This window comes from Mannheimia sp. E30BD, from assembly GCF_041807785.1.
GTDB lineage: Bacteria > Pseudomonadota > Gammaproteobacteria > Enterobacterales > Pasteurellaceae > Mannheimia.
Genome location: NZ_JBGTYX010000003.1, coordinates 137,297 through 151,275, shown reverse-complemented (window position 1 = coordinate 151,275; position 13,979 = coordinate 137,297). Strand labels below are relative to the sequence as shown.

Here is a 13,979-nt window from a genome sequence, read left to right as displayed (position 1 = left end):
ATGAAACCAATTAATCTTAAAAATCCTATCCACTTTCTCGGTTTTGGCTTTGGTTCTGGTTTATTAAAACCAGCCCCCGGCACTTGGGGAAGTCTGGCTGGGGTAATCCTTTCTGTTTTGCTATGGAACATTACCCAATCCGGTATTTTCTTTGTCATTCTTAGCATAATTGGCTTTATTGCTGGCTGCTACATTTGCACGAAAACCAGCCAAGATCTCAATGTTCACGATGATGGCAGAATAGTCTGGGACGAAATTGTTGCTATCTTTTTAATGTTCGCTTATCTGCCTGAATATAATTTATTAGGTTATGTGTTCGCTTTTATCAGTTTCCGCATTTTTGATATTCTCAAACCTTTTCCTATCCGCTATTTTGACAAAAAACTAGAAAGCGGTTTGGGCATTATGTTTGACGATATTCTTGCTGCCATCTTTGCTCTACTCTCACTACATATTTTGTATTATTTTATTTAAGGATCTTATGCTCACAATTTTACTGATTCATCTAGCAGGGCTCGCCAGCCCCGGACCTGATTTCTTTTATGTGGTTAGACAATCGGCAAGTCATTCCATCAAAAGTGGCACTCTTGCTGCAACAGGTATTTCCATAGGTATTATTTTTTGGGCTGCTTTTGCTATTTTCGGATTAACGTTGCTAAGTAAAGGTATGGGCGATACGTTTCAATATGTCATTATGATGATTGGGGGAAGCTATCTTACCTACATCGGCTCCAAAATGGTTAGGGTAAAAGAGAATATTACCTTTAAGGAAGATAAATCATTACTTACCCCACTACATACATTCACAGAAATCAAAAAAGGTCTATTAATTAACATCTTTAATGCTAAAGCTGGGGTTTATTTCACCAGCGTAATTTCCGCATATTTAGGTAATATTACTCAAACATCGCAAATGTTTGAGCTGCTCTTTTTGTTTGTCGTTAGTACATTTGCCTATTTCTGCTTGGTTGCCTTACTATTCTCTCGCCGCCTGGTAAGGCAATTCTACACAAAATATAGCCGCTATATTGATAACATTTCAGGCGTGATTTTTATGCTGTTTGGCTTAATGTTGATTTATGAAGGCATTACTCATCTCATCAGCTAACAAGCGGTCGTTTTTAGTAAAAAATTTGCAAATCAGGTAGAGAATACATAGTGTTATTTTATACAGTTTCTGCTATGCTACTGCCAATTTTAATTTTAGGATAGAACAATGATAGGACGATTACACGGTAAAATTATTGAAAAGCAGCCACCGGAAATTTTACTAGATGTACAAGGTGTAGGCTATGAATTACTTCTCCCAATGACTAGCTTCTATAGTTTGCCACAAGTGGGTGATGAAACCACTATTTTCACCCATTTAGTGGTGCGAGAAGATGCTCACTTGCTCTTTGGTTTTGCCCAAAAACAAGATAGAACCTTATTTCGTGAATTGATTAAAACCAATGGTGTAGGCCCTAAATTAGCCCTTGCCATTCTTTCTGCAATGTCGGTTTCACAATTTGCTACAGCCATTGAAAATGAAGAACTAGCAAAACTGACTAAAATTCCGGGCATTGGTAGAAAAACCGCAGATCGTTTACTTGTTGAGCTAAAAGGTAAATTTAAAGGGATTGCTCAAACTGATTTCTTTGTAGAAACCTCGCACGATCAAATTGTCGCAAGCAATACGCCAGATCCGGCAAATGAAGCCCTTGATGCTTTAATTGCTTTAGGTTATAAACCAGCTGATGCAGAAAAAATGATCAAGAAAGTCAATAAAACGGGAGCAACGAGTGAGCAGCTCATTCGTGAGGCATTAAAAAATTCATTATAAACATTAAATTATGATTGAAGCAGATAGAATTATCAGTGCCTCGCCAAAGCGTGAGGAAGAAGTTATCGACCGTGCAATCCGCCCTAAATTGCTTGCCGATTATGTTGGGCAGCCCTCTGTACGTGATCAGATGGAGATCTTCATCAAAGCCGCCAAATTGCGTAATGAGGCTCTCGATCACTTACTGATTTTTGGACCGCCCGGTCTAGGTAAAACCACCCTCGCCAACATTGTAGCAAATGAAATGGGTGTGAATATCCGCACTACTTCCGGGCCTGTATTAGAAAAAGCAGGCGATCTAGCCGCAATGCTGACTAATCTTGAGCCTTACGATGTGCTTTTCATTGATGAAATTCACCGACTCTCTCCCGCTATTGAGGAGGTACTTTACCCTGCAATGGAAGATTATCAGCTCGATATTATGATTGGCGAAGGCCCTGCTGCGCGCTCCATTAAGCTTGATTTACCGCCTTTTACCTTAGTAGGCGCAACCACTCGAGCAGGATCGCTAACCTCTCCATTACGAGATCGCTTCGGCATTGTTCAACGATTAGAATTTTATTCGGTGGACGATCTCACTTTAATTGTGAAACGCAGTGCGGATTGCTTAAATCTTAATTTATCTGCTGATGGAGCCTACGAAGTAGCTCGCCGTTCTCGTGGCACACCTCGTATTGCCAACCGACTACTCCGCCGTGTGCGAGATTATGCTGATGTTCGCAATAACGGCATTATTACCTCAGAGATTGCTAAACTGGCATTGGCAATGCTTGATGTGGATTCGGAAGGATTTGATTTTATGGACATTAAACTCCTACAAGCGATTGTAGAACGTTTTGACGGCGGTCCTGTGGGTTTAGATAACCTTGCAGCAGCAATTGGCGAGGAACGAGATACGATTGAAGATGTGCTAGAGCCTTACCTTATTCAACAAGGCTTCCTACAACGTACCCCAAGAGGTAGAATTGCAACCAATAGAACCTATGCCCACTTAGGCATTACTAAAATTGATTAATAACAAGCGGTTGTTTTACCCCAAAATTTGCAAAATTTTCGATAAAAACAACCGCTTGTTGAATAGGCTTTATGCCCAATAATATCGGACAATATGGAAGAACACAGGAGCAGAGAAACAAATTGAATCAACTCTATCTAACATTCCGCCGTGTCCTTTAATCATTCTGCCCCAATCTTTTACGCCGTAATCTCGTTTAATGGCAGACATTACCAATCCACCAAAAAAGCCCATTAAACAAATTACAAAGCCGATAACCCCTGCCTGTAGCGTTGAAAATGGCGTAATAGGAGCAAGCAGCATCGCAATTAAGGTTGCACTTAAAATGCCGCCAACCGTACCAGCTACCGTTTTAGATGGCGATAGGCTTGGCATAATTTTACGTTTACCCACCAATTTGCCCCAAATATATTGCAATACATCACTTAATTGAACAATCGCAATTAAGAAAATCAGCAGTTGGATATTTTGACTTTTCGCTAAGCCTTGTACATTTAAAGTAAGCAATGCAGGAACGTGGGAAAGACAGAAAATACTGATCATCGCCGCCCATTGAATTTTGGCTGAACGCCCTAAAAAATGCTCGGTTTTGCCTGTTAAACTGCCTACAATAGGTAACAATAAAAAGCCATAAACAGGAATAAAAATAGAGAACATTCCATACCACTCCGTCCACACAAAATAGTATTGTAGCGGTAAGAGTAAGTAGAAGCAGACCACTAAGGCGTAGTAATCGTGGCGGTCTTGATAGACCAGCGTCATAAACTCTCGCAATGCCGCAAAGGAGATAAGGAAAAACAGCAAAATTGTGCCGTTTTGCCCGAATGCAAAGGCAAATAACAAAACAAAAAGCATTATCCACCACGCATAAATACGGGCATTTAAGTTCTCGATAGTGCTTGTATTCCCTTTACGTTGTTTAAGAGTAAAACCTATCAGAGAAGCAATAATTAAAACAGCGAAAAAAGTGAGAAAAATAGAGCTAATTGTCATTATTTACTCCTTATGCGTTGGAGAAAGTGCAAGCAACGCTTGGCGAGAACGTTCAATAAAATCGGCTTTTTCTTCGCCTTCTTGCAACGAAATTGCTTCGCCAAAACGCACTTGGCACATTAACGGAATAGGTAAGATTGCCCCTTTTGGTAGAACCTGTTTCATATTATCAATCCAGACCGGTACAAATTGAATATTCGGCAGGGTTTGAGCTAAATGATAAATGCCACTTTTAAAAGGTTGTAGCACTTCTTCGCTCGAATTGCGAGTCCCTTCGGGGAAAATAATCAAATTCTCTCCTGTTGAAAGTCGGTTTGCCATATTTTCAATCGCCAGTTGCGGATTATCGCTGTTACGCTCTACCAGTAATACATTGAACACAGAATTCGCAATAAAGCGGCGAATAGCTCCTTTCTGCCAATAATCTGCCCCGGCAACAGGACGAGTTTTTAGGCGTAAATGTTGCGGTAGTGAAATCCAGACTAAAATAAAATCGCCGTGGCTATGATGGTTTGCATAATACACCTTCGGCACGCTATTTTCAGTTAATTGCTGGGGACGAACGCCTGTAATAAAAGAGGTAAAAAAGCAGATAATATGGTCGATGAATTTAGCGAGTAATGTTTTCATCCTGTTTCTCCAAATAATTGAGTTCGGCAGAAATCGCCATTGTACGAACATAGCAAGTATAAGCTGTGCCAAGCGTAATAATAATTAAGGTGGCGGAAAGTGTATAAGTGGTTAAATTGAAATAAATTTCTACCGCTGCAAGCAAACAGCCTATCGTTATTGCAGCCATTCTTTGCTGTTTTGCCATTGGGCCTTGAAAACGTTGTGGTAACCCTAAACTACCGCCGAAAATACGAATATAGGCAGTTAAAGCCGCCAACAATGCTGCCAGCCAACCTAACCAAAAGAAAGGTGTGGCATAGCCTAATGCAATTAAAAATAAACTGTCTGCTACTCTGTCTGGAAATTCATTAAAAATAGCTCCATTTGCGGTTTTCTTACCGCCTTCTACCGCAACCATTCCATCAAATAAATTACAGAGAAGACGCATTTGCACCATCACCGCACAAAAAATAAGAGACCAGATAGATTGGCTAAAAAATAGTGCAACCGCTCCAAGTAAGGCAAACAGCATACTGAAACAGGAAATTTGATTAGGTGTTGGGAAATCTTTACGGGCAAGCCAAGAAGCAAATTTTGCAAGGCATTTATTATTGCGAGACGCTAAAGGTCTGCGGTTTTCACTCTGTATTTCAGGCATTCTATATTCCTTCTAATAAATAACAAGCGGTCAAATTCTAACAGAAATTTGCAAAAATCAGCTAAAAAATAACTGCTTAAGAATAATGAATTATTATAAAAATAGCCATAACTAATCAATATCTTTACAAAGCCGTTAATTTACGCTATTAATTTCCTACCAATATAACTAAAAAGAGTGGCACTTATGCTGAAGTTTATTTTTAAACGTCTTCTTGAGGCGATTCCAACCTTATTTATCTTGATTACCTTTTCTTTTTTCCTAATGCGGCTTGCTCCCGGCAGCCCATTTACCAGTGAAAAAGCCTATCCGCCCGAAGTAATGGCGAATATTGAAGCGAAATACCATCTGAACGAGCCTCTCTACAAGTAATATTTCATTTATATGGAAAATCTGTCGAAAGGCGATTTCGGCCCGTCATTTAAATATAAAGATCAAACCGTCAATACCTTAATTGCCTCTGCATTCCCTGTTTCAATCAAACTGGGCATTGCTGCTTTTATTTTTGCGGTCATTATTGGCTTAACGGCAGGAACGGTTGCAGCTCTTAAGCAAAATAGTAGGTGGGATTATTTAGTGATGGGCTTTTCAATGACGGGGATCATTATGCCGAGCTTTGTATTCGCTCCGCTGTTGGTTCTCGTTTTTGCTATTTATCTCAAATGGTTACCTGCCGGTGGCTGGAACGGTGGTCAGCTCTATTATATGGTATTGCCTGTTCTCTCTTTAACCATCAGTTATGTTGCAGGTATTGCCCGTATCACTCGTGGCTCAATGATTGAAGTATTGCACTCAAACTTCATTCGCACTGCCAAAGCAAAAGGTTTACCGATGAGCAAAATTATTTTTAAACACGCCTTACACCCTGCTATGTTACCCGTGATTACCTATTTAGGCCCTGCTTTTGTGGGAGTTATTACCGGCTCAATAGTCATTGAAAGCGTGTTTGGCTTACCCGGCATCGGGCAGCTATTCGTCAATGGTGCGTTGAACCGTGATTACTCTTTAGTGCTAAGTCTTACCATTTTAGTTGGCACACTTACTATTTTATTTAATGCGATTGTCGATATTTTATATGCGGTAATCGACCCGAAAATTCGTTATTCATAATGAGGCGCGGAAATGCAAAATTCTGATAAAAAACAACCGCTTGTTGATGTTACCTCAACGATTCAGGGCAGAAGTTTATGGCAAGATGCCCGCCGCCGTTTTTTCTGCAATAAAGCGGCTGTGGCAAGCCTGATTATTCTGTGTTGTATTATCCTTTTTATTATCTTTGCCCCAATGCTAATGCCATTTAGCTATGAAGATACCGATTGGAATATGATGGGTATTCCACCTGATTTTGAATCTCAACACTATTTCGGTACGGATTCCTCAGGGCGTGATTTGCTTGTGCGTGTGGCGATGGGTGGACGTATTTCCTTAATGGTAGGTATTGCAGGTGCGTTGATTGCCGTGCTTATCGGCACGATCTACGGGGCGATTTCAGGCTATTTCGGCGGCAAAGTGGATATGGTAATGATGCGTTTTTTAGAAATTTTAAGCTCATTCCCATTTATGTTCTTCGTTATTTTACTAGTTACTTTCTTCGGGCAAAATATTTTCCTGATTTTCGTGGCAATCGGTATGGTGGCTTGGCTTAACCTTGCGCGTATTGTGCGTGGACAAACGCTTTCACTAAAAAATAAAGAGTTTGTAGAAGCAGCGATTGTATGCGGTGTTTCTCGCCGTCAAATCATCTGGCGACACATTGTGCCAAACGTTTTAGGTTTAGTGGTAGTTTATATCTCCCTTGAAGTGCCTTCTCTGATTTTGTTTGAATCTTTCCTCAGTTTCTTAGGGCTTGGCACACAAGAGCCGATGAGTAGCTGGGGAGCATTATTAAGCGATGGTGCGGCACAGATGGAAACATCACCTTGGTTGCTCGCTTTCCCTGCATTTTTCTTATGTTTAACGCTTTTTTGCTTTAACTTTATTGGTGATGGCTTGCGTGATGCACTCGATCCAAAAGATAAATAGAGGTTTAAGATGAAATTATTAGAAGTAAATAATCTCGATATTTATTTAAAAACGGACGAAGAATTAGTTCACGCAGTTCGTAATGTCTCTTTCTCTATTGAGAAAGGACAAACTGTTGCTATTGTTGGAGAATCGGGTTCGGGGAAATCCGTTACCTCAATGGCAATTATGCAATTACTGCCAAAAAACATTGTTAAATTTGGTGAAAATTCAAAAATTGTGTTTGAAGAGCAAAATCTGTTGAGCTTGTCTGAAACAGAAATGCAGGCAATTCGAGGCGATCGCATTGGTATGATTTTCCAATAGCCGATGACCTCGCTCAACCCTTATATGCCAATTGGTAAACAAGTGGCGGAGGCAATTCAAACGCATAATCCACAAATTACCAATGCTCAAGCTGAAAAATTGGTATTGGAAACTTTACAGAAAGTCAAAATTCCAGATGCCGATAAAAAGATGGGTTGTTATCCGCACGAATTCTCAGGTGGTCAGTTGCAAAGAATTATGATTGCAATGGCAATTATCAATAAACCTGATCTATTAATTGCTGATGAACCAACAACAGCGTTAGATGTAACCACTCAGGCAGAAATTCTCGACTTAATGCACGATTTACAGTGTGATATGGGAATGGCAATTATCTTAATTTCTCACGATTTACGCTTGGTGCATAAATATAGCGATGCCGTTTGTGTAATGCAAAATGGGGAAATTATTGAACGTGGCGAAACAGAAAAAGTATTTAGCAATCCGCAGCACCCTTATACTATCGAGCTATTAACGCCTATTCCAAATAACTTAAAAGGCGAGTTGCCGCTCAATGCCCCAACCTTGATTAAGGCAGATAATATCGAAGTGGATTATATTTTAAAACGTTCGCTTTTCGGTAAGCCTAAAAAAGTATTTAATGCGGTAAAAACCATCTCTCTAAGTTTGAAAAAAGGTGAAACATTGGGAATTGTAGGCGAATCTGGCTCAGGCAAATCAACGCTTGGGCGTGCGATTATGCAGATTTTGGACTATCGTGGCAACATTACTTTTGCTGACCAAGCTATTACCAAGCTCAGCAAATCTGAGCAGAAAGCATTAAAAAGAGATATGCAAATGGTGTTCCAAGATCCATTTAACTCACTTTCACCACGCTTAACAGTGGGCGAAATTATCGCAGAAGGTTTAACCGTACATTATCCTCAAATGAGCAAAGCCGAACGCCGTGAAAAAGTGATGAAAATCTTGGAAGAGGTAAACCTTAACCCTGCAATGATCAATCGCTATCCGCACGAGTTCTCAGGCGGACAACGCCAACGCATTGCCATTGCAAGAGCTATCATTTTAGAGCCTAAATTTGTACTTTTAGATGAACCGACTTCAGCACTTGACCGCTCAACGCAAATTACCGTAATCGAATTGCTCAATCGCTTACAGAAAAAATATGGTTTAAGCTATATGTTCATTAGCCACGACCTTGCAGTAATCAGAGCATTAAGCGACCGTGTGATTGTAATGAGTCAAGGTGAGGTAGTTGAAAGCGGAGATGTAAATCAAATCTTTGAAAATCAACAACAAGAGTACACCAAGCGGTTAATTTTAGCCTCTAATTTGTAAATTACTCCATATAACAAAAGAAGCTGCAGTTGCAGCTTCTTTTTATAGTAATGTAATTACTCCTCCGCATAGCCTATATTACCTAATTCTTTTCCATCTAAATACGCTTTTCCATTTTTAGCAACCAAACGCCCTGAACAGAACCACTCAACAACAAGTGGATAATATTGATGTTCTTGTTCAACAACACGAGCCATAATATCTTCAACTTCATCATTAGGGTAAATAGGTACTTTTGCTTGTAGTACAATAGCCCCTGCATCAACTTCTTCATTTACAAAATGAATTGTTGTTCCGTGCTCAGACTCTCCTGCTTCTATCGCTCTTTGGTAAGTATTTAATCCCGGATATTTTGGTAATAATGAAGGGTGAATATTTAAAATTTTTCCCTCAAAGCGTTGAGTAAACTCAGGTGTTAAAATCTTCATATAGCCAGCAAGTACGATTAATTCAGCCCCTAATTGCTCTATTTTCTCTGCAATAGCTAAATCCATAGCTAAATTACTGTCATAATCTTTACGAGAAAACACAAAAGTTGGAATGCCTTCTTTTTTAGCTCGAACTAAACCATACGCATCAGCCTTATTGCTAATTACACCACAAATTTGGCCGCTTGCATTAACTGATTTTTGGCTATTAATTATTGCTTGGAGATTAGAACCACTTCCTGAAATTAACACAACAAATTTTTTCATTTTGATTACTTACTGATAATTCATAATGACTTATATTATGCCCTGAATTAACTATGTAGTACAGAAATTAAAATATAAGAGGAAAATATGGCTGGGGTACTAGGATTCGAACCTAGGAATGCCGAGATCAAAACCCGGTGCCTTACCGCTTGGCGATACCCCAAAAGAAAAAAACTAACTTACGTTAGCTTAAGTAGATTTGATGATTTGAAATTAGATGGCTGGGGTACTAGGATTCGAACCTAGGGATGCCGAGATCAAAACCCGGTGCCTTACCGCTTGGCGATACCCCAACACTAATTTTTGTTAATCGATAAATGGTGCGGGACGAGGGACTTGAACCCACACACCTCGCGGCGCCAGAACCTAAATCTGGTGCGTCTACCAATTTCGCCAGTCCCGCAATGGTGGCTACAGCGAGATTCGAACTTGCGACCCCAACATTATGAGTGTTGTGCTCTAACCAGCTGAGCTATGTAGCCATTTGCGTTCACCATATCGGTTAACGGAGTGCATTATGCTGATTTTAAGGCTTTCCGTCAAATACTTTTTTAAAAAAATCTGTTTTTTTAGTTTGATTGTATAGACATTCGACATTTTGGCGGAAATCTACCGTTTTTTGTTTATGAAATAATAGTTAGTTTCTCTATGTGGCGGATTGCATTTCTTGTTTTAATTGTGCAAGAACAGCTTCAATATCAGGGAATTTATCTTCCCATAAAGCAAAAGCAAAAGCGGCTTGCCCAACTAACATTCCTAACCCGTCTTGATATTCGGTAGAACCACAGCTTCTCGCATAATTGATAAATGGCGTTTGCATATTAATGGCATACTGCATATCGTAAATTTTGGTTGAAGCTATTAACGATGGTGGCAATTCCAAGTATTTACCTTGTAAACCCAACGATGTAGCATTGATAATTAAATCGAACTGACGTTCAGCAATTTCTTCTAAACAAGCAGTCTGAATTTTGCCAAATTTTGCGAATTTTTCCGCTAAAATGACCGCTTTATCTGCAGTGCGGTTATAAATCGTGATATCTAGCCCAGCCTGAAGCAACGGAAGTAATACCCCTTTAGTTGCCCCACCTGCACCTAAAATTAAGGTTTTCTGCCCTGTTTTCAACCAACCAAGCCTTTCTAAATCAGCCGCTAAGCCTTTGCCATCTGTATTATCAGCATATAAACGACCATCATCTAATCGTTTTAAAGTGTTACAAGCCTCTGCTAATAAGCAACTTTCGCTATATTCATCAGCAATCGCAAATGCTCGTTCTTTAAAAGGAGCGGTAATATTCCCCCCCTTTGCCCCTGAGTTGAAAAACTCAGCTAATTGTTGCTCAAAGGTAATCTCATCGCCTAGTTTTGCGATATATTCAATCTCTCGTTGAGTCTGCAAGCCAAAAAGTTGATGAATGCGAGGCGATTTACTTTGTTTAATTGGATTACCCCAAACAGCGTATTGGTTCATTTTCTATCCTTGTCTAAAAATCTGTTGGCTGAAAATATCTCGAATTTCAGAGGGATTTTCTCTACCTAGTGTTTCTGCATTTAATACAGGGAAATCTTCCCCAAATTGAGCTTGTACTTCTTGTGCATTTCGGCACGGTGGCTTGTCTGTTAAATTGGCACTGGTTGATGTGAGAGCAAAGCCTGTTGCCTTGCAGAGTTCAGCGACTGAAGGTACATTACATAAACGTACGGCAATAGAATCAAATTTACCTGTGAGGTAACTCGGCACGCTCTTTTTTACGGGGACGATCCAAGTAATAGCTTGCTCACCAATTTGGTTGAGTTGCTGCCAAGCCTGCTCTGTCATTCGGCTTTCATCAATATAAGGCTGTAGATACTTTAAATCAGAAGCCAGTAAAATTAAACCTTTCTCTTCTGGGCGTTGTTTTAAGGCGAGTAATTTCCTGACTGCTTTTTCACTTTGTGGATTGCAACCTAAGCCAAAAACCGCTTCGGTTGGGTAAGCGACTACTTCTTCTTGTTTTAATTGATTAACGATGTCTAAAAAATTATTCATTTAGTGTTACTTCTGTTTTATGTTGGCAGCTTTTGTTAGCACATATCCTATATTCTTTGCCTTTCGCTTTTTTGATAGTAGCAAGTTCACAGCCACATTTTTCACATTGTTGCTTAATCGGTCTAGTTGCTAGGGTAAATTTACAATCCGGGAAGCCTGTACAACCATAAAATGTTTTGCCTGAACGCCCTTTTCTAGCAACCAGTTTATGTTGTTTGCATTCGGGGCAATCAAATTCTTCTTCCACTTCCGCTTCTTCGTGAACAATGAAATGGCATTCAGGATAATTACTGCAACCAATAAAAATGCCATAGCTGCCTTGTTTTAATTGGAGATGATGCCCACATTCAGGGCAGCATTCTTCTAATTCTTTAATAATATGATTTTCTTGATGTAATGGCTTGATGTAATCACACTCAGGGTAAGCGGAACAGCCCAAAAACAAACCTTTCTTGCCTTGTTTAAGTTGCAAGGGAGAATGGCATTGTGGGCATAATTCAACTTGTTTGGTGGATTTAAAAAGTGCCATAGCATTACATTAAATCAGTTTAAAATGAATGACAAAAAAGGAGTCGTTATTCGAATAAATCTCTCGAATAACTTCTTTCAATTCCGTTAAGCTCATATTCTCTTGTTGAGCATGCTGCTCGCTCAATTCATCATATTGAATTGGCGTTACAGAAAGCACTTTGATGTTAGCAAAAAAGCGGTCTGTTTCGTTGGTAAAAACCGCTAATTCTTGGTTTGGTTGAAAGTAAGATTCTGATTTATCTCGAATAGTAATGGTTTTTTTACCACTTACAATATCTGCTTCAAATCGGCTAAAAAAGGTTATTTTTTCTCTATTCATACTCATCACTGCTATAATCTAAATCCATTAAATGACTAAAATGATCGTTGTAAAAACCACGACTGACCATAAACCGCCACATTTTTTGTTTGGCTTTAATGTCCCATTCAAGCGGTCTTTTTTTCTCAAAAATTTGCTCGGCTAATTCAAACCAAGCTATCTCTGCATTTTCAAGCTCTTGGTTAATTAGCCAATCTTTAACTCCTTTGAGTTTTAATTCTTGCTTTAATCGGCGAGGGCCTATGCCTTGCATTGAACGGTAGCGAATAAAAGTGGTACAAAATCGTTTATCACTTTGCCAGTTATTGGCTTGAGCTTTTTCTATCGCCTCATCTATTTCATCAGGATCGTACTCTTTTTGTTTGAGTTTTTGGCGAAGTTCTTGCTCACTGTAATCCCTTTTTGAGAGTAAATATAGCAGATAATTAACCGCTGTGTATTTATTTGTTTTGGTTGTCGAAATAGTTGTCATAAATATAAAAAATGCGATTTTCACATTGAGCGAAAATCGCATAAATTGAATTAGTTATAGTTCTTCTTCATTAAATTCTTCGCTGTTGTCATCATTTGAACTTTTAGAATTTTTAGTAGAAACTAAATTTGGGTTAGCGATGAGCAAATCTCTTACATCTTTCTCGATTTTCTCCGCAATTTCAGGGTGTTCTTTTAACCATTTAATTGCATTGTTTTTACCCTGACCAATTTTCTCGCCTTCATAAGAGAACCAAGCTCCTGCTTTCTTAATAAAGCCATTTGCTTCGGCAAGAATAAGTAATTCATTGGTATGAGCAATACCTTCTCCGTACATAATATCAAAATTAACTTCACGGAATGGCGGTGCAACTTTGTTTTTAACTACTTTCACTTTGGTTTCACTGCCGATAACTTGGTCGCCGTCTTTCACTACGCCAGAGCGACGAATATCTAAACGCACAGAAGCATAGAATTTTAATGCATTACCGCCCGTAGTGGTTTCAGGGTTACCAAACATTACACCAATCTTCATACGGATTTGGTTAATGAAGATGACTAAGCAGTTTGTTGCTTTGATATTTGCGGTTAATTTACGCAATGCCTGAGACATTAATCGAGCTTGTAAACCCATATGGGAATCACCCATATCGCCTTCAATTTCGGCTTTTGGTGTAAGAGCCGCCACAGAGTCCACAATAATGACATCAACCGCACCGGAACGCACTAGGGCATCACAAATTTCTAATGCTTGTTCACCGTTATCCGGCTGAGAAATTAATAAATCATCTGTATTTACTCCCAATTTGCGTGCGTAAATTGGGTCTAGTGCGTGTTCCGCATCAATAAAAGCACAAGTTTTACCTGTTTTTTGTGCTTGAGCCACAACAGATAAAGTCAAAGTAGTTTTACCTGAAGATTCCGGACCATAAATCTCAACAATACGCCCCATTGGTAAGCCACCAATACCTAATGCAGAGTCTAACCCTAAAGAACCTGTTGAAACCGCCTCAATATCTAGCGTTTGTGTAGTACCCAATTTCATAATTGAGCCTTTACCGAACTGTTTCTCAATTTGAGCGAGAGCAGCTTCTAGTGCTTTCTCTTTTTGTGCGGGATCAACCTGCTTTACAGGTGTGCTTTTTTGACTTTTCTTCTCAGCCATATTTTATCCTTTATCAATTTGATACACGCTTACTGCGTAAAA

General features: G+C 39.4%; 14 protein-coding genes, 4 tRNA genes and 3 pseudogenes. 7 read left to right on the top strand and 14 right to left on the bottom strand.

Annotated elements, in window-relative coordinates:
- The 4 genes from ACERCG_RS03305 (at position 1) to ruvB (ending at position 2,837) form a co-directional block, all read left to right on the top strand.
- Positions 1 to 474 carry a phosphatidylglycerophosphatase A gene (locus tag ACERCG_RS03305; protein ID WP_373610652.1) on the top strand — a complete coding sequence of 158 codons (474 nt, stop codon included), beginning with the start codon at positions 1 to 3 and terminating at the stop codon, positions 472 to 474.
- A gap of 7 nt (positions 475 to 481) precedes the next feature.
- A complete protein-coding gene (locus ACERCG_RS03300) occupies positions 482 to 1,108 on the top strand; it encodes a LysE family transporter (protein ID WP_373610651.1) in 627 nt (208 codons plus the stop codon).
- Between the two features lie 108 nt (positions 1,109 to 1,216).
- A complete protein-coding gene (gene ruvA / locus ACERCG_RS03295; protein ID WP_373610650.1) occupies positions 1,217 to 1,822 on the top strand; it encodes a Holliday junction branch migration protein RuvA in 606 nt (201 codons plus the stop codon).
- Between the two features lie 10 nt (positions 1,823 to 1,832).
- Entirely contained in the window at positions 1,833 to 2,837 is a 1,005-nt protein-coding gene (gene ruvB / locus ACERCG_RS03290; RefSeq protein WP_373610649.1) for a Holliday junction branch migration DNA helicase RuvB, read from the top strand.
- Positions 2,838 to 2,906: 69 nt separating this feature from the next.
- Here the strand turns inward: ruvB and ACERCG_RS03285 are convergent, their stop codons facing one another.
- The 3 genes from ACERCG_RS03285 to ACERCG_RS03275 are packed head-to-tail and all read right to left on the bottom strand — an operon-like array spanning position 2,907 to position 5,100.
- Entirely contained in the window at positions 2,907 to 3,830 is a 924-nt protein-coding gene (locus tag ACERCG_RS03285) for a phosphatidate cytidylyltransferase (RefSeq protein ID WP_373610647.1), read from the bottom strand.
- A gap of 3 nt (positions 3,831 to 3,833) precedes the next feature.
- Positions 3,834 to 4,460 (bottom strand): lysophospholipid acyltransferase family protein, encoded by a 627-nt coding sequence (locus ACERCG_RS03280; RefSeq protein ID WP_373610646.1) that lies wholly within the window; start codon positions 4,458 to 4,460, stop codon positions 3,834 to 3,836.
- A complete protein-coding gene (locus ACERCG_RS03275) occupies positions 4,441 to 5,100 on the bottom strand; it encodes a CDP-alcohol phosphatidyltransferase family protein (protein WP_373610645.1) in 660 nt (219 codons plus the stop codon). Before ACERCG_RS03275 ends, ACERCG_RS03280 begins: the two co-directional genes overlap by 20 nt.
- Before the next feature lie 186 nt (positions 5,101 to 5,286).
- Here ACERCG_RS03275 and oppB point away from each other — a divergent pair.
- The 3 pseudogenes from oppB to ACERCG_RS03260 all read left to right on the top strand — a co-directional run bounded on the left by oppB (position 5,287) and on the right by ACERCG_RS03260 (position 8,727).
- Positions 5,287 to 6,210 (top strand): annotated as a pseudogene (gene oppB / locus ACERCG_RS03270) (oligopeptide ABC transporter permease OppB).
- Between the two features lie 63 nt (positions 6,211 to 6,273).
- Positions 6,274 to 7,122 (top strand): annotated as a pseudogene (gene oppC, locus ACERCG_RS03265) (oligopeptide ABC transporter permease OppC); the annotation flags it as partial.
- A 9-nt stretch (positions 7,123 to 7,131) separates the two neighbouring features.
- A pseudogene (locus ACERCG_RS03260) lies at positions 7,132 to 8,727 on the top strand (ABC transporter ATP-binding protein).
- A 56-nt stretch (positions 8,728 to 8,783) separates the two neighbouring features.
- Here ACERCG_RS03260 and purN read toward each other — a convergent pair.
- The 11 genes from purN to recA all read right to left on the bottom strand — a co-directional run bounded on the left by purN (position 8,784) and on the right by recA (position 13,937).
- A complete protein-coding gene (gene purN / locus ACERCG_RS03255) occupies positions 8,784 to 9,422 on the bottom strand; it encodes a phosphoribosylglycinamide formyltransferase (protein WP_373610643.1) in 639 nt (212 codons plus the stop codon).
- An 88-nt stretch (positions 9,423 to 9,510) separates the two neighbouring features.
- A tRNA-Gln gene (locus tag ACERCG_RS03250) sits at positions 9,511 to 9,585 on the bottom strand.
- Positions 9,586 to 9,640: 55 nt separating this feature from the next.
- Positions 9,641 to 9,715, bottom strand: a tRNA-Gln gene (locus ACERCG_RS03245).
- Between the two features lie 25 nt (positions 9,716 to 9,740).
- Positions 9,741 to 9,825, bottom strand: a tRNA-Leu gene (locus ACERCG_RS03240).
- Positions 9,826 to 9,827: 2 nt separating this feature from the next.
- Positions 9,828 to 9,904: transfer RNA gene (locus ACERCG_RS03235), tRNA-Met, on the bottom strand.
- Between the two features lie 164 nt (positions 9,905 to 10,068).
- The gene (gene aroE, locus ACERCG_RS03230; protein WP_373610642.1) at positions 10,069 to 10,893 is read right to left on the bottom strand and encodes a shikimate dehydrogenase; all 825 of its coding nucleotides are present in this window, start codon (positions 10,891 to 10,893) and stop codon (positions 10,069 to 10,071) included.
- 3 nt (positions 10,894 to 10,896) lie between these two features.
- A complete protein-coding gene (locus ACERCG_RS03225) occupies positions 10,897 to 11,451 on the bottom strand; it encodes a Sua5/YciO/YrdC/YwlC family protein (protein WP_373610641.1) in 555 nt (184 codons plus the stop codon).
- Positions 11,444 to 11,980 (bottom strand): topoisomerase DNA-binding C4 zinc finger domain-containing protein, encoded by a 537-nt coding sequence (locus tag ACERCG_RS03220; protein WP_373610640.1) that lies wholly within the window; start codon positions 11,978 to 11,980, stop codon positions 11,444 to 11,446. The genes ACERCG_RS03225 and ACERCG_RS03220 overlap by 8 nt, the downstream gene beginning before the upstream one ends.
- A 9-nt stretch (positions 11,981 to 11,989) precedes the next feature.
- Complete coding sequence (yqfB, locus tag ACERCG_RS03215; RefSeq protein ID WP_373610638.1) at positions 11,990 to 12,301, bottom strand: N(4)-acetylcytidine aminohydrolase; 312 nt, start codon at positions 12,299 to 12,301, stop codon at positions 11,990 to 11,992.
- Entirely contained in the window at positions 12,294 to 12,773 is a 480-nt protein-coding gene (gene recX, locus ACERCG_RS03210) for a recombination regulator RecX (protein WP_373610637.1), read from the bottom strand. The genes yqfB and recX overlap by 8 nt, the downstream gene beginning before the upstream one ends.
- A 54-nt stretch (positions 12,774 to 12,827) precedes the next feature.
- A complete protein-coding gene (recA, locus tag ACERCG_RS03205) occupies positions 12,828 to 13,937 on the bottom strand; it encodes a recombinase RecA (RefSeq protein WP_373610636.1) in 1,110 nt (369 codons plus the stop codon).
- Positions 13,938 to 13,979 lie beyond the last annotated feature (42 nt).